This window comes from Lentzea sp. NPDC006480 (assembly GCF_040611995.1).
Classification (GTDB): Bacteria; Actinomycetota; Actinomycetes; order Mycobacteriales; family Pseudonocardiaceae; genus Lentzea.
Genome location: NZ_JBEXPJ010000055.1, coordinates 26,098 through 46,574, shown reverse-complemented (window position 1 = coordinate 46,574; position 20,477 = coordinate 26,098). Strand labels below are relative to the sequence as shown.

23 protein-coding genes are annotated in these 20,477 nt (G+C 69.1%); 15 read left to right on the top strand and 8 right to left on the bottom strand.

Going from position 1 to position 20,477, the window contains the following annotated elements; genetic code table 11:
* Positions 1 to 171: 171 nt before the first annotated feature.
* The 3 genes from ABZX92_RS22430 to ABZX92_RS22420 form a co-directional block, all read right to left on the bottom strand.
* A complete protein-coding gene (locus tag ABZX92_RS22430) occupies positions 172 to 471 on the bottom strand; it encodes an iron-sulfur cluster biosynthesis protein (RefSeq protein ID WP_355562503.1) in 300 nt (99 codons plus the stop codon).
* A 95-nt stretch (positions 472 to 566) separates the two neighbouring features.
* Entirely contained in the window at positions 567 to 1,211 is a 645-nt protein-coding gene (locus tag ABZX92_RS22425) for a hypothetical protein (RefSeq protein ID WP_355562500.1), read from the bottom strand.
* Positions 1,212 to 1,309: 98 nt separating this feature from the next.
* Complete coding sequence (locus ABZX92_RS22420) at positions 1,310 to 2,269, bottom strand: zinc-binding alcohol dehydrogenase family protein (RefSeq protein ID WP_355562497.1); 960 nt, start codon at positions 2,267 to 2,269, stop codon at positions 1,310 to 1,312.
* 23 nt (positions 2,270 to 2,292) lie between these two features.
* Between ABZX92_RS22420 and ABZX92_RS22415 the strand changes: the two genes are divergently transcribed.
* The 4 genes from ABZX92_RS22415 to ABZX92_RS22400 are packed head-to-tail and all read left to right on the top strand — an operon-like array spanning position 2,293 to position 6,285.
* Positions 2,293 to 2,994 (top strand): VIT family protein, encoded by a 702-nt coding sequence (locus ABZX92_RS22415; protein ID WP_355562495.1) that lies wholly within the window; start codon positions 2,293 to 2,295, stop codon positions 2,992 to 2,994.
* Positions 2,995 to 3,018: 24 nt separating this feature from the next.
* Complete coding sequence (locus ABZX92_RS22410; protein WP_355562493.1) at positions 3,019 to 3,264, top strand: hypothetical protein; 246 nt, start codon at positions 3,019 to 3,021, stop codon at positions 3,262 to 3,264.
* Between the two features lie 7 nt (positions 3,265 to 3,271).
* Positions 3,272 to 3,949 carry a beta-phosphoglucomutase family hydrolase gene (locus ABZX92_RS22405; protein WP_355562491.1) on the top strand — a complete coding sequence of 226 codons (678 nt, stop codon included), beginning with the start codon at positions 3,272 to 3,274 and terminating at the stop codon, positions 3,947 to 3,949.
* Positions 3,946 to 6,285, top strand: coding sequence for a glycosyl hydrolase family 65 protein (locus ABZX92_RS22400; protein WP_355562487.1), 2,340 nt, complete (start codon positions 3,946 to 3,948; stop codon positions 6,283 to 6,285). Before ABZX92_RS22405 ends, ABZX92_RS22400 begins: the two co-directional genes overlap by 4 nt.
* On the opposite strand, the gene ABZX92_RS22395 is transcribed toward ABZX92_RS22400, so the two are convergent.
* The 3 genes from ABZX92_RS22395 to ABZX92_RS22385 all read right to left on the bottom strand — a co-directional run bounded on the left by ABZX92_RS22395 (position 6,282) and on the right by ABZX92_RS22385 (position 8,347).
* The gene (locus ABZX92_RS22395) at positions 6,282 to 6,617 is read right to left on the bottom strand and encodes a hypothetical protein (RefSeq protein WP_355562484.1); all 336 of its coding nucleotides are present in this window, start codon (positions 6,615 to 6,617) and stop codon (positions 6,282 to 6,284) included. The genes ABZX92_RS22400 and ABZX92_RS22395 overlap by 4 nt on opposite strands.
* Before the next feature lie 2 nt (positions 6,618 to 6,619).
* Positions 6,620 to 7,315: an SDR family oxidoreductase gene (locus ABZX92_RS22390; protein WP_355562481.1), complete on the bottom strand. Its 696-nt coding sequence runs from the start codon at positions 7,313 to 7,315 to the stop codon at positions 6,620 to 6,622.
* Positions 7,316 to 7,423: 108 nt separating this feature from the next.
* A complete protein-coding gene (locus ABZX92_RS22385; RefSeq protein WP_355562478.1) occupies positions 7,424 to 8,347 on the bottom strand; it encodes a LysR family transcriptional regulator in 924 nt (307 codons plus the stop codon).
* 86 nt (positions 8,348 to 8,433) lie between these two features.
* Between ABZX92_RS22385 and ABZX92_RS22380 the strand changes: the two genes are divergently transcribed.
* Both ABZX92_RS22380 and ABZX92_RS22375 read left to right on the top strand, forming a co-directional pair.
* Positions 8,434 to 8,724, top strand: a complete 291-nt coding sequence (locus ABZX92_RS22380; RefSeq protein WP_355562475.1) for a muconolactone Delta-isomerase family protein — start codon at positions 8,434 to 8,436, stop codon at positions 8,722 to 8,724.
* Complete coding sequence (locus ABZX92_RS22375) at positions 8,721 to 9,770, top strand: YbfB/YjiJ family MFS transporter (RefSeq protein ID WP_355562472.1); 1,050 nt, start codon at positions 8,721 to 8,723, stop codon at positions 9,768 to 9,770. Before ABZX92_RS22380 ends, ABZX92_RS22375 begins: the two co-directional genes overlap by 4 nt.
* Here the strand turns inward: ABZX92_RS22375 and ABZX92_RS22370 are convergent.
* Complete coding sequence (locus ABZX92_RS22370; RefSeq protein WP_355562505.1) at positions 9,688 to 10,668, bottom strand: alcohol dehydrogenase catalytic domain-containing protein; 981 nt, start codon at positions 10,666 to 10,668, stop codon at positions 9,688 to 9,690. The two genes, ABZX92_RS22375 and ABZX92_RS22370, sit on opposite strands and share 83 nt — an antisense overlap.
* A 75-nt stretch (positions 10,669 to 10,743) precedes the next feature.
* Between ABZX92_RS22370 and ABZX92_RS22365 the strand changes: the two genes are divergently transcribed.
* The 5 genes from ABZX92_RS22365 to ABZX92_RS22345 all read left to right on the top strand — a co-directional run bounded on the left by ABZX92_RS22365 (position 10,744) and on the right by ABZX92_RS22345 (position 15,942).
* The gene (locus ABZX92_RS22365; protein WP_355562469.1) at positions 10,744 to 11,910 is read left to right on the top strand and encodes a beta-1,3-glucanase family protein; all 1,167 of its coding nucleotides are present in this window, start codon (positions 10,744 to 10,746) and stop codon (positions 11,908 to 11,910) included.
* A gap of 82 nt (positions 11,911 to 11,992) precedes the next feature.
* The gene (locus tag ABZX92_RS22360) at positions 11,993 to 12,664 is read left to right on the top strand and encodes a response regulator transcription factor (RefSeq protein ID WP_355562467.1); all 672 of its coding nucleotides are present in this window, start codon (positions 11,993 to 11,995) and stop codon (positions 12,662 to 12,664) included.
* Entirely contained in the window at positions 12,661 to 13,977 is a 1,317-nt protein-coding gene (locus tag ABZX92_RS22355; RefSeq protein WP_355562464.1) for a HAMP domain-containing sensor histidine kinase, read from the top strand. The genes ABZX92_RS22360 and ABZX92_RS22355 overlap by 4 nt, the downstream gene beginning before the upstream one ends.
* A 181-nt stretch (positions 13,978 to 14,158) precedes the next feature.
* Positions 14,159 to 14,827: a hypothetical protein gene (locus ABZX92_RS22350; RefSeq protein WP_355562461.1), complete on the top strand. Its 669-nt coding sequence runs from the start codon at positions 14,159 to 14,161 to the stop codon at positions 14,825 to 14,827.
* Between the two features lie 74 nt (positions 14,828 to 14,901).
* The gene (locus ABZX92_RS22345; RefSeq protein WP_355562459.1) at positions 14,902 to 15,942 is read left to right on the top strand and encodes an NAD-dependent epimerase/dehydratase family protein; all 1,041 of its coding nucleotides are present in this window, start codon (positions 14,902 to 14,904) and stop codon (positions 15,940 to 15,942) included.
* On the opposite strand, the gene ABZX92_RS22340 is transcribed toward ABZX92_RS22345, so the two are convergent.
* Positions 15,929 to 17,122 (bottom strand): hypothetical protein, encoded by a 1,194-nt coding sequence (locus ABZX92_RS22340; RefSeq protein WP_355562456.1) that lies wholly within the window; start codon positions 17,120 to 17,122, stop codon positions 15,929 to 15,931. The two genes, ABZX92_RS22345 and ABZX92_RS22340, sit on opposite strands and share 14 nt — an antisense overlap.
* Before the next feature lie 121 nt (positions 17,123 to 17,243).
* Here ABZX92_RS22340 and ABZX92_RS22335 point away from each other — a divergent pair, with 121 nt between their 5' ends.
* Genes ABZX92_RS22335 through ABZX92_RS22320 form a run of 4 tightly spaced genes read left to right on the top strand, consistent with a single transcriptional unit; the run spans position 17,244 to position 20,201 of the window.
* Positions 17,244 to 17,882: a glycosyltransferase family 2 protein gene (locus tag ABZX92_RS22335; RefSeq protein ID WP_355562453.1), complete on the top strand. Its 639-nt coding sequence runs from the start codon at positions 17,244 to 17,246 to the stop codon at positions 17,880 to 17,882.
* Positions 17,879 to 18,550 (top strand): DUF2064 domain-containing protein, encoded by a 672-nt coding sequence (locus ABZX92_RS22330; RefSeq protein ID WP_355562452.1) that lies wholly within the window; start codon positions 17,879 to 17,881, stop codon positions 18,548 to 18,550. Before ABZX92_RS22335 ends, ABZX92_RS22330 begins: the two co-directional genes overlap by 4 nt.
* The gene (locus tag ABZX92_RS22325; RefSeq protein ID WP_355562450.1) at positions 18,547 to 19,146 is read left to right on the top strand and encodes a class I SAM-dependent methyltransferase; all 600 of its coding nucleotides are present in this window, start codon (positions 18,547 to 18,549) and stop codon (positions 19,144 to 19,146) included. The genes ABZX92_RS22330 and ABZX92_RS22325 overlap by 4 nt, the downstream gene beginning before the upstream one ends.
* Positions 19,143 to 20,201, top strand: a complete 1,059-nt coding sequence (locus tag ABZX92_RS22320) for a molybdopterin-dependent oxidoreductase (protein WP_355562447.1) — start codon at positions 19,143 to 19,145, stop codon at positions 20,199 to 20,201. Before ABZX92_RS22325 ends, ABZX92_RS22320 begins: the two co-directional genes overlap by 4 nt.
* Positions 20,202 to 20,477 lie beyond the last annotated feature (276 nt).

Genomic DNA, 20,477 nt, shown 5'->3' with positions numbered 1-20,477 from the left:
GGGCGCTTCTGTCGTTCCGGCAGGTGTGCGCGGAAACGGGCTGGGCCCTCCGCGGAGAGGCCCAGCCCCTTCCTTCACGCGGTGGGCCCCCAGCTAGCTGGAGCGGGGGCGGGTGTGCCATCTCAAGTGATCACCCCGAAATCTCCGGACCACGGCGGAAGCGTGAGCCGGTCAGGTCGGCTGGTCCTGACGCCCGATGGCGAAGGCCGGGTTGCCCTCGGAGTCCTCGCGCACGTCGAGGACCTTGTCCTCCAGGTACTGGGCGGCGGCCGGCTCCATGATGACCTTGGCGCCGGCGGGGGCCGGCACGACCTCGTCGCCGTCGACGGGCTCGCTCAGGGACAGTTCGAGCGCGGCCTGGCTGTTCTGCTCGACCGCGAGGGCGAAGCGCAGGCCGACGCCGTCGTCGGTGGCTGACTGCGACGTCAGCTCGTTGATGACCTCGGCGGCCATCGGCGTCACTTCGAGCATGTCGGCCCCTTCAGGCAGGAAACAAGAAACTCGTCCGGTGTTCCCTGGGCCGACCGGCCTAAACCGCTGTTCGGCGAAGTCGCAGGTAAATGGAACTACGCGACGCGGTGGGCCGGGCGTGTCACCTCGTTTCGGACGTGGCCGCACGCCGAGCAGACGCGGGGCACCGGGATCAGTTCGGCGACCAGCCGCCACGAGTCGGCGAACGACGGGGCCTCCTGGCCGGGGACCAGCAGGCTGTCGAGCGCCTCGACCCGGCGGCGGGCCTTCTCGCGGCTGCGTGCGACCGGGTCGCGGCGGTGGGCCAGGGCGCGCGACTCCGCCCGTGCGCGCTCGCCCTCGGACGTCAGAGCGCTCGACGAACGCCGGGCGTGCAGCAGGGCGTTGCGGCGGTTCACCCGGAACCACTCGCCCAGCGACATGCCGGCCAACGGCGGGCGGGCGAGGCGTGCGCCGTCGTCTGTCCACACCATCATCCGGGCGCGCAGGAACTCGTGCGCCACCTGCGAACGCGAGCGCGGGCGGCCCTGGCGGGTGCCGTCCGGGCGGGTGTCGATGGCGACCAGGACGGCGTCGACGCTCCAGCCCTGCTTGAACCACGGCTCCAGCGTGCGCCGGACCCAGCGGCGGTCCGCGTCCGGCCACGAGGCGCGCGTGACCAGCGACTCGACGGCGATGTCCACGTCGGCGTCAGTGGTAGGCACCACGCGGCCCGGCCAGCGACGGGGATCGATCTGCATCTTGACCTACCTCCTGCACCACAGACGAACACCTGTTCGACAGGATGCCACGGGGGTCTGACAAAAACCGCATACCCAGCCTTTGACCAGGGAAAACGTCACGCCACGAGCACAGCCGCGCCCGTCACGCGGCCCGCACGGAGGTCCGACAGCGCCAAGTTCGCGTCAGCCAGCGCATACGGCTGCACAGCCACTGACAGCCGATTCGACGCGCAGAACGACAGGAACTCGGCAGCGTCGGCACGGGTGTTCGCCGTGACCGACCGGATCTCCCGCTCCTGAAAAAGATGCCGCGAGTAGTTCAGAACCGGCACATCGGACAGGTGGATCCCGGCGATCGCCAACGTCCCACCCCGGTCCAACGCCTCCAACGCGGCCGGCACCAACGTCCCGACCGGCGCGAACAGCACCGCGGAGTCCAGCAGGACCGGAGGCGCGGCAGCAGCGGCCGAAGCAGCCCCCAACGACATCGCCAGCGCACGAGCAGCCTCGGACCGGGTCACGACATGCACCTCGTACCCACGCGCCACCGCGACCTGCAATGCCAGATGAGCCGACCCGCCGAACCCGTAGATCCCCAACCGCCCGCCGTCCGGAACGCGGGCACGCTGCAACGCCCGATATCCGATGATTCCGGCGCACAACAACGGCGCCACCGCCTCAGCCGAATACCCAACGGGCAGCCGCAACGCGTAGTCAGCCGGAACGACCGCATAAGACGCATATCCACCATCCGCGTCCCACCCGGTGTAAAGCGACGACGGACAGAGATTCTCGGCACCGCGCAGGCAAAACCGGCACGAACCACACGTGTGCCGCAACCAGGCGATCCCGACCCGTTCACCGACGACAAACCCGTCAGCGGCGACGACGACCTCACCCACGACCTGATGCCCCGGCACGACCGACGGGCGATGCACCGGCAGATCCCCGTCCACCACGTGCAGATCCGTCCGGCACACCCCACAAGCGAGCACCCGCACCAGCAACTCCCCCGGAGCGGGCGCGGGCACCGGCACGTCCACCAGCCGCAACGGCGTGGTCTGCCACGAAAGCATGATCTCCAGGTTAGCCTCCGAAAATGGCACACCACGAGCCTCACGACGAGGTCACCGGCGACCGGATGAACTGGCTCCGCGCGGGCGTTCTCGGCGCGAACGACGGCATCGTCTCCACCGCCAGTCTCGTCGTGGGCGTCGCGGGCGCCACCACCGACAGGGCTCAGATCCTGGTCGCGGGCCTGGCCGGACTCTTCGCGGGCGCGATGTCCATGGCCAGCGGCGAGTACGTCTCCGTGAGCAGCCAGCGCGACGCCGAACGCGCCCTCCTGGCCAAGGAACGCCGGGAGCTCCGCGAGATGCCGGAGGAGGAACTGCGGGAGCTCGCGGAGATCTACGAGAACAAGGGCCTGGACGCGGAAACGGCGCAAGAGGTCGCCAAGCAGCTCACCAAGCACGACGCCCTGGCCGCCCACGCCGAGGCCGAGCTGCACATCGACCCGGACGAGCTCACCAACCCGTGGGGCGCCGCCATCGCGAGCTTCATCAGCTTCACCATCGGTGCGCTCCTCCCCCTGGCCGCGATCGCCTTCACACCGGTCAGCCTCCGCGTCCCGGTCACCGTCGTCGTCGCGATCATCACCCTCGCCCTGACCGGTTTCGTCAGCGCGAGGCTCAGCGGCGCCGGGAAACGGCGGGCCGTCGTCCGCAACGTCGTGGGTGGACTGGTCGCCATGGGTGTCACGTACGGCATCGGCTCGCTCGTCGGCCAAAGCATCGGATAGCGCCGAACTGGGTACAGCAACGCCATGAGCGAAGACCGTGGCGCGTACATCTCCGAGGACAGTGACGACTTCGAGGCCCTCGACGAGGACAACATCACGCACGACCCGCTCGAGACCGAGCCGGAGGAGGGCTGGGCCGAGTCGAACAAGTACGGGATGACCGAGTACGAGCAGGCCCACCCGCGCCCGCTCGACGAACGCCTCAAGGAAGAACGTCCTGAGGAAGAACGTCCTGAGGAACGCGGCGAGGACGTCGAGACGGGTGCATGATCGAAGCATGAGCCTCGGCATCCCGGAGCGGATCACAGCGCTGCTGTTCGACCTCGACGGCGTGCTCACGAGCACGGCGGTCCTGCACCGCAAGGCGTGGAAGCAGACGTTCGAAGGCATGGGTCAGCCGTTCAGCGAGCAGGACTACCTCGCCTACGTCGACGGCAAGCCCCGCTACGACGGCGTCCGCAGCTTCCTCGCCTCGCGCGGCCTGACGCCGTCCGAGGAGGAGATCCGCCGCATCGGCGACCAGAAGAACGACCTGGTCAACCAGATCATCGACGAGGAGGGCATCACGCCCTACCCCGCGTCCGTCCGCTACCTCCAGGAAGCCCGCAAAGCAGGCATCCCCATCGGCGTCGTCACGTCATCGGCCAACGCCATGCGCGTGCTGCGCGCGGGCGACCTTCTGGACTACGTCGACGCACTGGTGGACGGCAACGTCATCACCGCGTCGAACCTGCAGGGCAAACCGGCGCCCGACTCGTTCCTCGAAGGCGCCAGGAGGCTCAAGACGGCACCGGAGCACGCAGCGGTGTTCGAAGACGCGCTCGCGGGCGTGAAAGCGGGGCGCGACGGCGGTTTCGGCTTCGTCGTGGGCGTCGACCGCGGCAACCAGAGGGAAGCTCTCAAGACCAATGGCGCCGACCAGGTCGTCAACGAGCTCGACGAGCTCCTCTCATGAGCTACACGATCGAACCGTGGGCACTGCGCTGGCAGGGCCTCGCCGTCGACCAGCTGCACCGCACCGAGTCCACGTTCGCGCTGGCCAACGGCCACATCGGGCTCAGAGGCACGCTCGACGAGGGCGAACCGAGAGGCTTGCCGGGCACCTACCTCAACGGCTTCTACGAGGAACACCAGCTGCCGTACGGGGAAGCGGGCTACGGCTACCCCGAGGCCGGCCAGACCGTCGTCAACGTGACCGACGGCAAGATCATCCGGTTGCTGGTCGAGGACGAGCCGCTGGACATGCGCTACGGCAACGCGATCGAGCACGAACGCGTCCTCGACTTCCGCTCCGGCACGCTGCGCCGCCGCACGGTCTGGGAGTCGCCGACCGGCCGCCGGGTGATCGTGCGCAGCGAACGGCTCGTGTCGTTCACGCAGCGCGCGGTCGCCGCCATCCGGTACGAGGTCGAGCCGATGGACGACGTGCAGCTCGTCGTCCAGTCCGACCTGCTCGCGAACGAGCCGATCATCCAGCGCACCAACGATCCGCGCGTCGCCGCAGCGCTGGACACCCCGCTGGTCAACGACTTCACCATGGCCGAGAAGATGCGGGCCGTGCTGTGCCACCACACCAAGGTGTCCGGCCTGCGGATGGCCGCCGCGATGGACCACGAGATCGAGATCGGCGATGGCCAGGAAAACGGCTACAGCGATCCCCGCACGGACATCCACGCCGAACCGGATCTTGCTCGGTTCACCGCAGCGGTCGACGTCAAGGCGGGCAGCTGTCTCAAGCTCACCAAGTACCTCGGCTACGGCTGGTCCGGAAAGCGTTCCACCCCAGCACTTCGAGCGCAGGTCGAGGCCGCGCTCGCCGGTGCCTGTCAGACCGGCTGGGACGGGCTGCTGAAGGAGCAACGGGAGTTCCTGGACGACTTCTGGCAGGTCGCGGACATCGAGATCGAGGGCGACGACGAGCTGCAGCAGGCGATCAGGTTCGCGTTGTTCCACATCCTGCAGGCCGGTGCCCGCGGGGAGTCCCGTGCCATTCCGGGCAAAGGCCTCACCGGACCCGGCTACGACGGCCACGCGTTCTGGGACACCGAGATGTTCGTGCTCCCGGTGCTCACCTACACGCTGCCGGACGCGGCCCGCGACGCGCTGCGGTGGCGTCACGCCACTCTGGACAAAGCTCGCGACCGTGCGAACGTGCTGGGGCTCAAGGGAGCCGCGTTCCCGTGGCGTTCGATCAACGGCGCCGAGTGCAGCGCCTACTGGCCGGCGGGCACGGCCGCGTTCCACGTCTCCGGTGACGTCGCCTACGCCACGCAGCAGTACCTCAACGCCACGAACGACGAGGACTTCGAACGTGACGAGGCGACCGAGATCCTGGTGGAGACGGCAAGGTTGTGGATGTCGCTCGGCCACCACGACCGGCACGACGGCTTCCGCATCGACGGCGTGACGGGGCCGGACGAGTACTCGGCGATCGTCGACAACAACGTCTACACCAACCTGATCGCCCAGCAGAACCTGCGTTCCGCCGCCCAGGCCGCGGAACGCCACCCGGACAAGGCTCAGGCGTCAGCTGAAGAGATCGCCGCGTGGCGTCGTGCCGCCGACTCCATGGCGATCCCGTACGACGAGATGCTGCAGGTGCACTCGCAGGCGGACAACTTCACCAGGCACGCGGAGTGGGACTTCGAGAACACCCCACCGGACAAGTACCCGCTGCTGCTGCACTTCCCGTACTTCGACCTGTACCGCCGTCAGGTCATCAAGCAGGCGGACCTCGTGCTGGCGATGCACGTGCGCGGTGACGTCTTCACGCCCGAGGAGAAGGCCCGCAACTTCGCCTACTACGAGGCACGCACCGTGCGCGACTCGTCGTTGTCGGCGGGCACGCAGGCCGTGCTGGCCGCGGAGGTCGGCCACCTGGACCTGGCGTTCGACTACCTCGTCGAGGCCGTCTACACCGACCTCCACGACCTGCACAGCAACGTCGACAACGGCCTGCACATGGCCTCGCTCGCGGGCGCGTGGATGGCGCTGGTGGCCGGGTTCGGCGGCATGCGCGACCACGGCGGCGAGCTGACCTTCGCGCCGCGGCTGCCGGGCGCGCTCACCCGGTTCTCGTTCCGGATGGCCTTCCAGGGCACCAGGATCGCGATCGACGTGTGCGAGACCGAGGCCACCTACCGGATCGTGGACGGCACCGAGTTCAGGACGAGCCACCACGGCGAGCCGATCACGATCACGGCGGACACCCCGGTGACCATGCCGATCCCGAAGGCTCCCGAGCTCGAACGGCCGCCTTCACCGTCCGGCCGGGAGCCGCGCAGGCACTAGGCGAGGCGGGAGACCTGGTAGTGCGCTATCAGGTCTCCCTTGATCAGCACACTCAGCTTCACGGTGATCGTCGGGCGATCGACGAACGAGAAATCGACGTCCAAATAGCCGAGTGTCAGATCGTCGGCGAGCTCCCGCGTTTCCAGTACCTCGTACTCGGCCTTCATGCCGATGGGCTGCGAATCGTAGTACTCGGCGACCGCTTTTCTGCCCACGCCGTACGGGTGCAGACCCTGGAAAATGGCGTCCTCGGTGAAGTTCGACGCCACGCGCTCGGGTTCGTGCGCGTCGACGGCGTCCTTCCACCGGTTCATGACCTGTTCGATGCTCATGATCAGTGCCCCGCGCTCTGGCCGCCGTCGACGTGCAGGATCTCGCCCGTGACGAAGCCGGCCTGTTCCAGGAAGGTGATCGCGTCGACGACGTCGGAGATCTCGCCGAGCCGGCCGACCGGGTGCAGCCCGGCCAGGGTCTCGTGGGTCTCGGGCGCGTGCATCGGCGTGCGGATGATGCCGAGCGCGACCGTGTTGAAGCGGATGTCCTTCGTCGCGTACTCGATCGCCAGCGACTTCGTGACGGCGTTCAGACCGCCCTTGGTCAGCGACGCGAGCGCCGACGGCACAGTGGACAGCGCGTGGTCGACGAGCGTCGTCGACACGTTCACCACGTGCCCGCCGTTCATGGCGCCGACCGCGCTGCGGGTGATGTCGAAGAACCCGAGCAGGTTCGTGCCGATGACGTTCGCGAAGTCCTCGTCGGTGTACTCGGTGAACGGCTTGGCGACGAAGATCCCGGCGTTGTTGACGAGCGTGTCGACGCGGCCGAACCGCGCAAGCGCTTCGCTCACGACCCGCGCGCCCTCGCCGGGCTTCGACAGGTCCGCCCGGATCGCCAGCACCTCGGGATCATCCGAGGCTTCGATCGACCGCGAGACCGCCACGACCGAATAACCGAGCTTTCGATAAGCCGGGACGAGTGCCTCACCGATTCCCTGCGACGCTCCCGTGATCACGGCCACCTTGTTCGTCATTTCCCTGGCTCACTTTCGAAGGAGAAGAAGTGGAACTGACAGCCACAACTCCCCGCGCTTCCGGTTGATTTCCCGGAATTGCGACTCGTTTTCTCCTTCGTGGGAGGCTCAGCCTTCCACCGCACGCCAGGGGTCGTCCGCGGGCAGCCAGACACCCTCGCGGTGCAGCCCGAGGTCGCCCACCTGCCGCGTGATGGCCTCGGCGGCCGCCAGCACGCCCGTCCGCACCTCGTCGGCGCGCCGCACCAGCGACCACGTCCACAGCACCTCGGGGTCGATCACCGGCCGCTGCACGAGATCCGGTGGCAGCGGCGAGGTCTGGCCCTTCGGCGAGTTCAGCACCGGCGTCGTGCACGACCGGACGTGGTCGAAGAACGCGGGCCCGGTGATCGCCCCGTTGTGGATGCGCACCACTCGCGCGCCGGTGTCCCGGGCGAACTCCTCGGCGTACTCGTTCCACGACTGCCACGACGTGACGTCGTCGTCGACCAGCACCGCGATGTCCTTGGCGCGCACCGGACTCGTGTCGGTGCCCACCGACACCGCGTAGAGCCGGTCAGCGCCGAGCAGCTGCGCGCTCAGGCCGAGTTGACCGATGTCCTCGTTGCGAATCCAGCACACGGCCAGGTCGAGGCTGCCGTCCGCGACCCGTGCGGCTTGCGCGTGCGACGGGACGACCCACGCGTCGATGTAGAGCTGCGCGACACCGGCCGTGCGCGCACCCAGGTCAGGTGGCAGCCAGTTCACGTACCCGAGCCGCACGGGCTGCGAGCCGGACAACTGCTGCGCGTGCCGTTGCAGCGCGTCGGCCCGTTCCAGCAACGCCCGCACCTCGGGGACCAGCGTGGCTCCAGCAGAGGTCAACGCGACCGTGCGGCGGTCGCGGGCGAACAGCGGCACGCCGAGGTCCCGTTCGAGCGCCTTGATCTGCTGCGACAGCGATGGTCCCGCGATCAGCAGGCGCGCCGCGGCCCGGCCGAAGTGAAGCTCCTCGGCAACCGCGAGAAAGTACCGGAGCTGACGCAGTTCCACGCTCAGCATCCTAGGAGGTTCAGGCTCTCACGCAGGAGAAAGCCGGTCGTGGCGCTTCACACGCGCGCAGTCGCACGATGGGTGCCATGAGAGAGTTCATCGTCGAGATCACCACCACGATCCCCGGCGGCACCAGCCAGTCCGAAGTGGACTCACTGCGCGCGCTGGAAGCCGTCCGAGCCAAGGAACTCGCGGCGAACGGCAACCTCGTGCGGCTGTGGCGCCCGATCGGCGAGATGCGCAGCATCGGCCTGTGGCAGGCCGACGACGAGGACGACCTGCACGCGAACGTCCTCGGCACGCTCCCGCTGAGCCCGTGGATGGCTTTCCAGGTCACCGCCGTGCAGCCCCACCCGAACGACCCGGGCCGTTCGTGAGCGCCCGCCAGGCCGCTGCGGCACTCGCGGCGTCCATGGGGATCGGGCGGTTCGTCTACACGCCGATCCTGCCCCTGATGACCGCTCAGGCCGGGCTCAGCGCCACCGGAGCCGCGAGCCTGGCCACCGCCAACTACCTGGGCTACTTCGTCGGCGCGCTCGCCACGATCGTGCGGGCGCCTTCACGGGCGACGAACCGTGTCGCCCTCGTGCTGCTCGTGGCCACACTCGCCGTCATGCCGCTCACGCACAGCTTCGCCGCGTGGTTCGTGCTGCGCCTGCTGGCCGGGGTCGCGAGCGCGCTGGTGTTCGTGGCGGCGGTGAACGCGGGACCGGGCTGGGGCTTGAGCGGAGTCGGGGTCGGTATCGCGCTGTCCGGGCTGATCGTGCTGGCGCACGCCGAGTGGAGGTTCGCCTGGTGGGTGGCGGCGGCCTCGTCCGTCCTGCTCACCGCCTCGGCCTGGTCGCTGCAACCGAGGAACCCGCAACCACCGCCCCCCGCCTCCAGGACAAAGGGCTTCGGCGCGCTGTTCACCAGCTACACCCTCGAAGGCGTCGGCTACATCATCGCCGGCACGTTCCTGGTCGCCGCGATCAGCGGTCCCCTCGGCAGCGCCGCCTGGATCCTCGTCGGCGTCTCAGCGGCTCTCTCGGTGACGACCCGCGTCCGGAATCTGCCGCTGCTGCTGGCGGTCCAAGCCGTGGGCATCGCCCTTCCCGCGCTGTTCGGCGGCACCGCGGCGGCCCTGATCGCCGTGATCCTCTTCGGAGGCACGTTCCTGATGATCGCGGCCGCGTCGTTCAAGCTCGGCGCCGACCTCGGTTTCCCGCGCGCGGCCGCCGTCCTCACGACCGGCTACTCAGCGGGCCAGATCATCGGCCCGCTCATCGCCACTCCCCTGCTCCACCACGGCTACCGGCACGCCCTCCTGCTGGCCGCCGCGGTCGTGGCGCTGGCCGCACTCACAGCTCCAGCACTACCTTCACGTCGCCGGGCCGGGTCTCGAACGCCTCCGCACAGGACTCCAGCGGAACTCGTCGAGTGATCAACGACGACACCCACGCGTCGTCCGCCCGATCCAGCACCGCCGCGGCCTCCTGGTAGTGCCGCACGTTCGAGTTGACCGTCCCGAACACGATCCCGTTGCGCAGCACCAGGTCCCGGTTGGCTTGTCCGATGTCGACGGGCACCACCTCGGTGGAGGGCACGCCGGTCAGGCACACGAGCTCCCGTCCGAGCAGCTGCGCGACCAGCTTCGGAGCGCCGGTCGCCTCGATGACGACCTGGTGGTCAGGAAGCTCGCGGTGATAGGTCGCGCCCAGCGACTCGACCAGATCAGGCTTCGGACCATCGGACGCCAGATCGTGGACGTGCACGTCCAACCCGCGCTGCACTCCGATCAACGCCGCCAGCAGCCCGATCGGCCCGGCACCCGTGATCAGCACGCTCTCGAAGGGGAAGAGCGCGAGCTGATCCAGCCGTTCCCAAGCCTTCACGACCACTGACAACGGCTCGACGAGCACACCTGTCGACGAGCTGACACCAACGGCATAAGCGGCCGGAACCGTCCACAACGTCGAGCCGTACCCGTCGAGCCCGGTGATCCCGCGCTCGGTGTACTGCCCGTTGCGGCACATGTCGAACTCCCCGCGCGCACACGCCACGCAGGGCACCGGGTCAGGCCGTCGCACCACGCCGGCCACCAGCGAGCCGGGCGCGAACCCCGGCCCGCTGATCACCCGGCCCAGCGACTCGTGCCCGATCACCAGAGTTCCGCCAGTGCCGAACTCGCCGCGCACGATCTCGCGGTCCGTCCCGCAGATTCCGATCGCCAGGCCCTCCACCAGGAGGTCCTCAGGTCCCGGCACGGGATCAGGTAGTTCGGAGATCGACAAAGATCCCGCTCGTGCAAGATCAACCGTCAGCGCGCGCATGAAGACCATTCTTGACACATCAACACCTTCACGCTGAGTATGAGAGCGCTCTCACGACACCCTGTCTCAGTGAGGAGATAGTCGATGCGCAAGCTCCTGCTGCTCGCGGCATCGGCCCTACTAGGGCTGACAACGATGTCCGCACCTGTGCAAGCTGCTCCACCGAACCTGCTCCCGCTCACCGTCACGAACAACTCCGGCCGTGGCGACGCCGTGTTCCTGTACATCACCGGCGAGATGAACGGCAGGCTCGGCTACGTCAACGCGAACGGCCAGTTCACCGCCTGGTCCGGCGGCGCGGTCCCACCCGTGCCCGCGCCGGACGTCTCGATCCCGGGTCCTGCCAACGGCGGTAGCAGGACCCTGCAGATCCCGATCAACCTCGCGGGTGGCCGGCTCTACATGTCCTTCCGGGACAAGCTGAAGTTCGGTCTCGTCCCCAACGGCCTGGTGCAGCCGGCGCCGTGGGCGGGCGGCGACCCGAACCGCGACATCCTGTTCGACTGGAGCGAGTTCACCTACAACGGCGGCGGGTTGTGGTTGAACAGCTCGCAGGTCGACATGTTCAGCGTGCCGCACGCGGTCGAGGCGACGTCACAGGCCGGTGCCACCAAGAAGACCGGCCAGCTGGTCGCGGGCGGTCGCAACCGCGTCTTCGACCAGCACCAGCAGCTCGGCGGCGACTGGGCGCGGCTGGTCTACACGCGGGGCGACGGCACGCGGTTGCGCGTCCTGAACCCCAGCAAGGGTCTCGACGCGGGCGTGTTCTCCAGCTCGTACTTCTCCAGCTACGTCAGCAGCACCTGGGCGACCTACCAGAACACGCCGCTGACCGTGGTGCCGTTCCAGAACGAGCCGAACCGCAAGTTCACCGGCCGCACCAGCGGCGGGGTCCTGAACTTCACCAACACGGCCGGCCAGCAGGTCGCGTCGTTCCAGCAGCCGTCGACGCGGGACGTCTTCAACTGCGACGGCCGGCTCGCGGCTCCGAACAACGACGTCGGCGCGATCTCGCGGTCGCTGTGCGCGGCGCTGAACCGCTCGACGCTCGGCTTCATCCACACCCAGCCGACCTACGACGCGAGCCAGTTCTACACGCGCTCGATCACGAACCACTACTCGCGGATCGTGCACGCCAACATGGTCGACGGGAAGGCGTACGGGTTCGCGTTCGATGACGTCGGCGCCTTCGAGTCACTTGTCCACGAACCGAACCCGCGTTCGGCAAAAATCACCCTGACAGCATTCTGAGCCGAAACGTTCTTGCTTTTGATCGACTTTCACTCCACTGTGTGAGACGCCGTCGCCGCGGCTCTCACACAGTGGAGTCGTTGTGTGCGTAGGGGTCTTGCTGGTCGAAGACGACGAGCGAATCCGGCAGGCGCTGAGCCTCGCCTTGTCCGACGAGGGTTTCACCGTTGACGAGGCTTCTTCGGGTGAAGACGCGTTACGACGTCTGGAGACAGAGTCGTTCGACGTGATGCTGGTCGACCTGACCCTGCCCGGCGTCGACGGCCTGGAGGTCGTGCGCACCCTCAGAGCCCGCGGTGACCTGCCGATAATCGTCGTGACAGCGCGAACCGACGCCCGTGACGTGATCGCCGGGCTGGAGGCGGGCGCGGACGACTACGTCACGAAACCGTTGATGGCCAGCGTTCTCGCGGCCCGCATCCGCGCCTTGTTGCGCAGACGCGGACCCGGCCGGGAAGCCGTTCGAATCGGCGATCTGGAAATCCGTCCGCAGGAAGGTCTTGTGCACCGTGCGGGTGAACGCGTTCATCTGACCCGCACGGAATTCCGGCTGCTGCTGGAACTCGCTGGTGCGGGCGGCCGAATCGTCACCAGGGAACAGTTGCTGCAAAAGGTTTGGGGATATGACTACTTTGGTGACACCCGTCTGCTCGACGTGCACATAAGAAGACTGCGCCGCAAGGTCGAGGCCAACCCGGACGACCCGGCGCTGGTGCTGACCGTGCGCGGCACCGGGTATCGGATGCGGTCGTGAAACTCTCGCTGCGCTGCCGCGTCACCCTCTCGTTCGGCTCGGGCCTGCTGCTCGTGACGAGCGTGCTGGCGTTCGCGACCTGGAACCTCGCCTCCGGTTACATGCTGCGGCAACGGGAAGCCAGCGCCGCGCGGCAGGCAGAGGTCAACGTGCGGCTGGTCGAGAAGTCGCTGGCCTCGCCCGGCCTCGACGAGCTGCTGGCCGGGCTCACCACCGGCCCGGACTCGACCATTCTCGTGCTCAGCCCGGAACGGCTGGTGACGGCGGGCCGCAAGGTCGAGCCGTCCGAGCTGCCCGCCGACCTGGTGGAGCATCCCCCGGGCCGGGCTCGGCTGACGGTGGCCGGGCTGGAGGTCATCGCGGTGACGCGGCCGGTGGCGGGCGGCTCGGTCTACGTGGAGCTGTTCCCGTTGCAGCAGCTGGACCGGACGTTCGGCTTCCTCAGCGCGGTGCTGATCGCGGGCACGATCGGGTCCGCGCTGCTCGGCGCGGCACTGGGCTCGTGGGCGTCGAAGCGGGCGCTGAAACCGCTGGCGGAGCTGAACTCCGCCGCCGGGCGGATCGCCGGTGGTGATCTCCGCGCCCGGCTGCCCGACCAGGACGACCCGGATCTGGCCGCACTGGCGGCCAAGTTCAACTCGACCGCTCACGCCCTGGAGCAACGGGCGTTGCGCGATGCCCGGTTCGCGTCGGACGTGTCGCACGAGCTGCGCTCACCGTTGACGACGATGGTGAACGCGGGCGCGGTGCTGCGGCGTCGTCGCGAGCACCTGCCGGGCACCGCCGGAACTGCTCTGGAACTGCTCACCTCGGAGGTGGACCGGTTCGCCCGGATGGTCGTGGACCTGCTGGAGATCTCGCGCGCCGACCAGACCGACGACTACGAGCCCGAGGAACTCGACCTGAGTGCGTTGGTGCAGCACGTGATCGCGTCCCGCTGGCGCGCCGTGCCGGTGTCGGCGTCGCCGGTGACGGTGCGGGGCGACCGGCGGCGGCTCGACCGCGTGCTGGCGAACCTGATGGAGAACGCCGAACGGCACGCGGACGGCGCGATCTTCGTGTCGGTGCGCCAGTACGGCTCCGTGGCCCGGATCGAGGTGGAGGACGACGGGCCCGGCGTGCCGGAAGCGTTGCGGGAGCAGATCTTCGAACGGTTCGCGCGCGGCAGGCCCGGCAGCCGCGGTGACGACACCGGCAGCGGGCTCGGGCTCGCGCTGGTCCGCGAGCACGTGCACCGTCACCACGGCCGGGTCTGGGTGGAGGACCGCTTCCCGCGTGGCGCGCGGTTCGTGGTGGAGCTGCCGGCGACCTGAACCACTCACACGAGTGGTTGCGTTGACCGCTGTGCGCGGACCTGCCCAGGTTCGTCCACAGAGGTCGGCGAGGCGGAGTTCACCACCGGGCCGAACGGGCCTTCCGCGGTCAAGAACCCGGAGCCGGGCAACTGGTCCTCCCCCGCCTGCCAGAGGCGTGTTGCGCGGCTATGTTGGGCGCATGGGGGACGACTTCGAGGACGACTGGTCCACGCAAACCGTGTCGATCAAGGTGGACTCCGACCTCGCCACGGCCGTGCGGCTGGTCGGGGAACGGCTCGGCATCCGGCTGGTCGAGAACGAGTACGGGCAGTTCCGCGGCCCGGACGCGTCCGGCGCGACAGTCACCGTGTTCGCGAATGACCGGGAGATTCCCGACTTCCTGACCGACGAGCAGAAGGCGTCGACGCGGGAGTCCAACGGACCGCAGCCGTCGTCGATCTACGTGCCGCACACCGCCGTTGGCCGTGAGATCGTCGAGGCGCTGTCCGGCCCGCCGTTCCGGCTGAGCTTCCTCATGCCGCGCGCGACCGCGGCGGATCTGCGCCGAGAGGCCGGGTGGGAGCGCGTCGTCGCGGCGCTCAACGAACAGGGCTGGCGAAAGACCTGGCTGAGGATCGACGGACCGCCGGTGGTGCTGGAAGGCCATGTGCCGACGGGTGAGGAGTACGAACTCCAGTGCCGCGGTGACAGGTGCTGGTTCGAGGTCGACGTGGCCGGCTTCGGCTGGAAGTCCTACACCCTCGACTACGAGGGCGCCGGTGTCATCGAACCGGACGATGCCGTCCGCGTGCTGCACGAACTGCACGGCCGATGGCTCGCCGGGGAACCCGACGATGACGGTTGCTGACTCACCCATTACAGAGTTCTGACATCATCGCTTCCGGGAGCGCCCAGCACCTCCCGCGGTCCTACGGTCGAGGGATGCGAGTACTGATCACCGGCGGGGCCGGGTTCATCGGGTCGCACGTCGCGGACGAGCTGACCGCGCAAGGCCACGACTGCGTGCTGCTCGACGCGCTGCTGCCCGAGGCGCACGGTTCTCTCCCGGAGCTGGACCACGAACTTGTCGTCGGCGACGTGACCTCACCAGACGTGCTGCGACCTCTTTTGTCCACTGTGGACGCCGTGTGCCACCAGGCCGCGATGGTCGGCCACGGCGTCGATCCGTTCGACGCGCCGTCCTACGCGCGGCACAACGACCTCGGCACGGCGGTGCTGCTGGCCGAGATGTACCGGGCCGGGGTGTCGCGGCTGGTGCTGGCGTCGTCGATGGTCGTGTACGGCGAGGGGCGCTACCGGTGCCTGTCGCACGGTGTCGTGCGGGCTGAGCGGTCGGCTTCGGACCTCGACCAGGGCCTGTACGAGCCCCGGTGCTTCTGCGGAGACTTCCTCGTGCCCGAACTGGTGCCTGAGGACGCGCCTTTGGACCCGCGCAGCACATACGCGGCCACCAAGCTGGCGCAGGAGCACCTGGCGTCCGCGTGGGCGCGGCAGACCGGCGGGAGCGTGTGGGCGTTGCGGTACCACAACGTCTACGGCCCGAGGATGCCGCGCGACACCCCGTACGCGGGGGTGGCGTCGATCTTCCGGTCGGCGTTGCAGAACGGCGTCTCGCCGCGCGTGATGGAGGACGGCCGGCAGCGCAGGGACTTCGTGCACGTCACCGATGTGGCGCGGGCGAACTTCCTCGCGCTGTCGTCGCCACGGCCCGGTTTCGAGGCCGTGAACGTCTGCTCCGGCTCCCCGCACACGATCGGTGAGCTGGCGTTCGCGCTCGCCGACGCGTGCGACGGGCCGACGCCCTCGATCGTGGGCGGGGCCCGGCCCGGCGATGTGCGGCACGTCGTCGCGTCGCCCGCGAAAGCGTTGGACGTGCTGGGGTTCGAGGCTCAGGTCGGGTTCGCCGAGGGGGTGCGGGAGTTCGCTTTCGCGTCGCAGCGGGAGCCGGTCACCACTCCGTGAGGATGAGGTGGTTCACCGCCAGGGCTGTGACGGCCTGGGCGATGAGCCACCTCTTCCTGTGGTCGAGCTTCGCGGTGCCGGCGAGCAGCCAGATCGCGAACGGCAGCCAGATCCGTTCGGTCTCGGCCTTGCTGAGGCCGGACAGGTCGGCGGCCAGGATCGCGAGGCCGGCGGCGATGATCCACTTGTCCTGGCGCAGGCCCTTGACCCCGGCGGGGCCGATGACGAGCACGAGCGCCGCCAGGTTGGCCCACACCCAGTACCAGTACGGCCTGGGGGTGCCGACGCCCTGGTAGTAGCGGACTTTCACCAGCTCGTAGCCCTCGTACCACCAGAAACCCAGTGCGGCGAACACTCCCACCACCGCGAGCGCGCCGCCGACCGCCAGGGCGATCCGGCGGCCGGTGACACCGAGCTCCCCTTGGCGCCACACCGCGACGAGCGCGAGCGGGACGAGCAGCACCAGTCCGTAGGACAGGAAAACGCTCCAGCCGAGCACGACACCGCCCAGCAGCGGCCACCTGGTGAGCAGGTAGATCCCGACGGCGGCGACGCCCATGAACATGCCGTCCGCCGACGCCCCGACCCACACCGCGCCGGGGAACAGCACCAGGAACGGCAGCACCGCGTTGTCGCCGATGGTTTTCGGAACCGCGACGACGGCCAGCGCGCCGACCAGCACGCAGAAGATCGACGCGACCGTCCCTCCCCCGAGCCCGATGCGGTCCAGCGCGACGAACGTGAGCGTCGCGCCCGGCGGGTGGGCGGAGGTGTGCGTGGTCCACGAGTCGGGCTGGTAGTCCAGGATGCGCGAGGTGAACGTCCTGAGCATCGCCGGTACGTCGGTGATGCCCGGCACCTCGTGCAGGTACTCGTGATAGGTGGTGAGCCTGGTGACGAACCGGTCCCAGCCGTCGATCATCGCCAGCGAGAACGTCCACGCCACCGCCGTCACGTACGCGATCGGCAACGCGAACCGGTGCCGCGCCAGCTCGGGTCCCTTGGCGACGACCAGGAACGCGATCAGGACCGCTGCCGGCGTGCCTGGCCCGGCGTGCAGATCCCACTCGCCGAAGATCGGCGCGGCGGACGCGAAGGTGAGGCCTGGATACTTGGCGTTGAGCACGAATCCGGCGATGACGGCGGCAGCGACGAGCAGACCCGCGATGACTAGACGCACCGCGCCCAACCTAGGGCCTCTCGCGGGTGCCCGCAGGCCACGCAAGACAATCGTAAGAACTCGCCGACGCGTCACAATTCTGTAAGCACCACAACACTTTCCGATGGTCCAGGGTGGACACATGGATGTCGTGTTGCCCTGCCTGGACGAGGCCGCCGCACTGCCCGCGGTCCTCGCCTCCCTGCCTGCCGGCTACCGCGCGATCGTCGTCGACAACGGCTCCACCGACGGCTCGCCCGAGGTCGCTTCCTCTTGTGGTGCTCTGGTCGTGCACGAGGCTCGTCGCGGTTATGGCGCTGCCGTGCACACCGGGTTGCTGGCGGCCAGCTCCGAGCTCGTGGCCTTCGCGGACGCCGACGGCTCGCTGGACCTGGCCGAACTGCCCGCGATGGCCGCGCTGCTGGCCTCCTGCGATCTGGTGGTGGGCCGCCGGGTGCCGGTGTCGTCGGGCGTCTGGCCGTGGCATGCGCGGGCGGGCAACGCCGTGATCTCTTCGCTGTTGCGGCGCCGTGGACTCGACGTGCACGACATCGCGCCGTTGCGGGTGTGCCGGCGGGAAGCGTTGCTGGCGTTGGACGTGCGGGACCGGGCGTTCGGCTACCCGCTGGAACTGCTGGTGCGCGCCGCGGCGGCGGGCTGGCGGGTGCGCGAGGTCGACGTGACCTACGGGCCGCGGGCGGCGGGGACGCGCTCCAAGGTGTCGGGCTCGGTGCGCGGCACGTTGCGGGCGGCGCGCGACATGGCGGGGGTGCTGCGATGAGGTTCTGTCTGCTGATCATGGCCAAGTCGCCGGTGCCGGGCCAGGTGAAGACCCGGCTGTGCCCACCGTTGTCTCTTGACGAGGCTGCGGATGTGGCGGCAGCGTCGTTGCTCGACACGCTGGAGGCCGCGCTGGACACTCCCGGCGCGGTGCCCGTGGTGGCGCTGGCCGGGATCGTGCGGCGCGACGACGTGCGCGACGCGCTGGCCGAGTGCGTGGTGATTCCGCAGCGGGGCCGGACGTTCGCCGAGAGGCTGGTGCACGCGCACGCCGACGTGGCGCGGTTCGGGATGCCCGTGCTGCAGATCGGGATGGACACGCCTCAGGTGACGCCTTCGCTGCTGGAGTCGTGCGCGGAGTTCGAGGAGGCGGCGCTCGGGTACGCGCTGGACGGCGGCTGGTGGGCGCTGGGGCTGCGGGATCCGTTGCGGGCCTCGGTGTTGCACGACGTGCCGATGTCGCAGACCGACACGGGCTTGCGGACGTTCGAGGCGTTGCACGGATTGAAGGTGAACCAGCTGCCGATCCTGTCCGATGTGGACACGATGGTCGACGCCCGCGCGGTGGCCGCTCAGGCACCGGGAGGGCGATTCGCCGCGACCCTGGCGACGATCACCACCAGCCGGCTCGCGGGCGCTTCGACGGTGGACGAGGTGGTGGCCCGATGATGTTCGACCAAGCCCTCCGAGGTCACGCGAGCTGGCTCGACCTGCCCGGCACCGACCCGCGCGAACTGAGCGTCGACCGCTGGCAGGCCGATGCCGACGGCGGCGACGAGATCCTCCTCGACGCCTGCACCGGCCCCACCCTCGACATCGGCTGCGGCCCCGGCCGGCTCGTCGCCGCCCTGCTCGCCCGAGGCGTCCAGGCGCTCGGCGTCGACGTGTCCCCGGAAGCGGTCCGCCGCACCACCGCACGTGGCGGCATCGCGATCCGGCGTGACGTCTTCGACCTGCTGCCCGGTGAGGGACGCTGGCACCACGTGCTGCTCGCCGACGGCAACATCGGCATCGGCGGCGACCCGGCCGCGCTGCTGCAGCGCACGAGGGAACTGCTCAGGCCCAGCGGAACCGTTGTCGCCGAGGTCGAACAGCCCGGCTCCGGGCAGACGGTCGGCCAGGCGCGGGTGCGCACGGAAGGCACGCTCGGCGCCTGGTTCCCGTGGGCCTGGAGCGACGCCGAGTCGGTGCCCGCCGACGGGTTCTTCCTGCTGTGGCAGCGAGAAAGCGCCGGACGGTTCTTCGCCTGTTGGGAGAAGCTGTGAAACTTCCCGGGAAGCTGCCGGTGTTCAAGGCGCCCGCGCACCACACCGGCGTGACCAGCCGGGTCGGGACGTGGCTCGGCATCACCTTCGGGCTGTGCTTCGTCACCGGGCTGCTCAGCCACGGCGTGCAGCACGACTGGCCGTGGCCGACCCGGCCCGTCGACCTCTACCGGGTCACCCAGGGGATCCACGTGATCTCCGGGGTGGCGTCGATCCCGTTGCTGCTGGCCAAGTTGTGGAGCGTCTACCCGAAGCTGTTCGAACGGCCGCTCGTCAAGAACGTCCCGCACGCGCTCGAACGCGGCTCGATCTTCGTGCTCATCGGGGCGTCGTTCTTCGAGCTGGTCACCGGGTTGTTCAACGCCGCGCAGAACTACCCGTGGTCGTTCTACTTCCCGACGGCCCACTACGCGGTGGCGTGGATCGCGATCGGCGCGCTGCTGGTCCACATCGCGGTGAAGATCCCCGTCATCAGGCGCACTCTCGAACCTGCCTCCGACCAGAAGACCATCTTGTCCCGCAGGGCTTTCCTGCGCACGACCGCACTGACGACGGGCGTGGCGGTGGTCGCGACGGCAGGTGTCACGGTGCCGTTCCTGCGCAACATCTCGGTGCTGGCATGGCGCTCGCCCGGCGCGTTGCCGGTGAACCGGACGGCGAAGGACGCGAAGATCGTGGTGCCATCAGGCTGGCGGTTGCAGGCCGGCACGAAGAGCTACTCGTTGCAGGAGCTCCAAGCCATGCCGCAGACCACCGTCGAGCTGCCGATCGCGTGCGTCGAGGGCTGGAGTCAGAACGCGACCTGGAGCGGTGTCCGGGTCGCCGACCTGGTCGAGAAGGGCGACATCAGGGTCAGGTCGCTGGAGCAGGAAGGGCTGTACCGGGAGACCACGTTGCCGGAGGCGTTCGCGCAGGACCCGCTGACGTTGCTGGCGCTCAGGCTCAACGGCGAGGAGCTCAGCCCGGACCACGGGTATCCGTGCCGGCTCATCGCGCCGAACCGGCCGGGTGTGCTGCAGACGAAGTGGGTCACGTCGCTGGAGGTGCTGGCATGACGGCTCGTGTCGCGGGTACGAGGGCTCAGGTGGGCGCGAGAGTCGTCCTGGGCGCCGCGGGCGTCGGCCTGGGCCTGTGGGGCGCCTGGCTCCTGCTCCCCCAGATCACCGTCAACCTGCTGATCTGGCTCGGCGGTGGCGTGGTCCTGCACGACTTCCTGATCGCACCGCTGGTCGGAGCGTCCGGCTTCGTGATCAGACGGCCGTCGATCGGCATCGGGCTGGTCGTCTCCGGGGTGCTCACGATTCTCGCGTTCCCGTTGCTGTGGCGGGAAC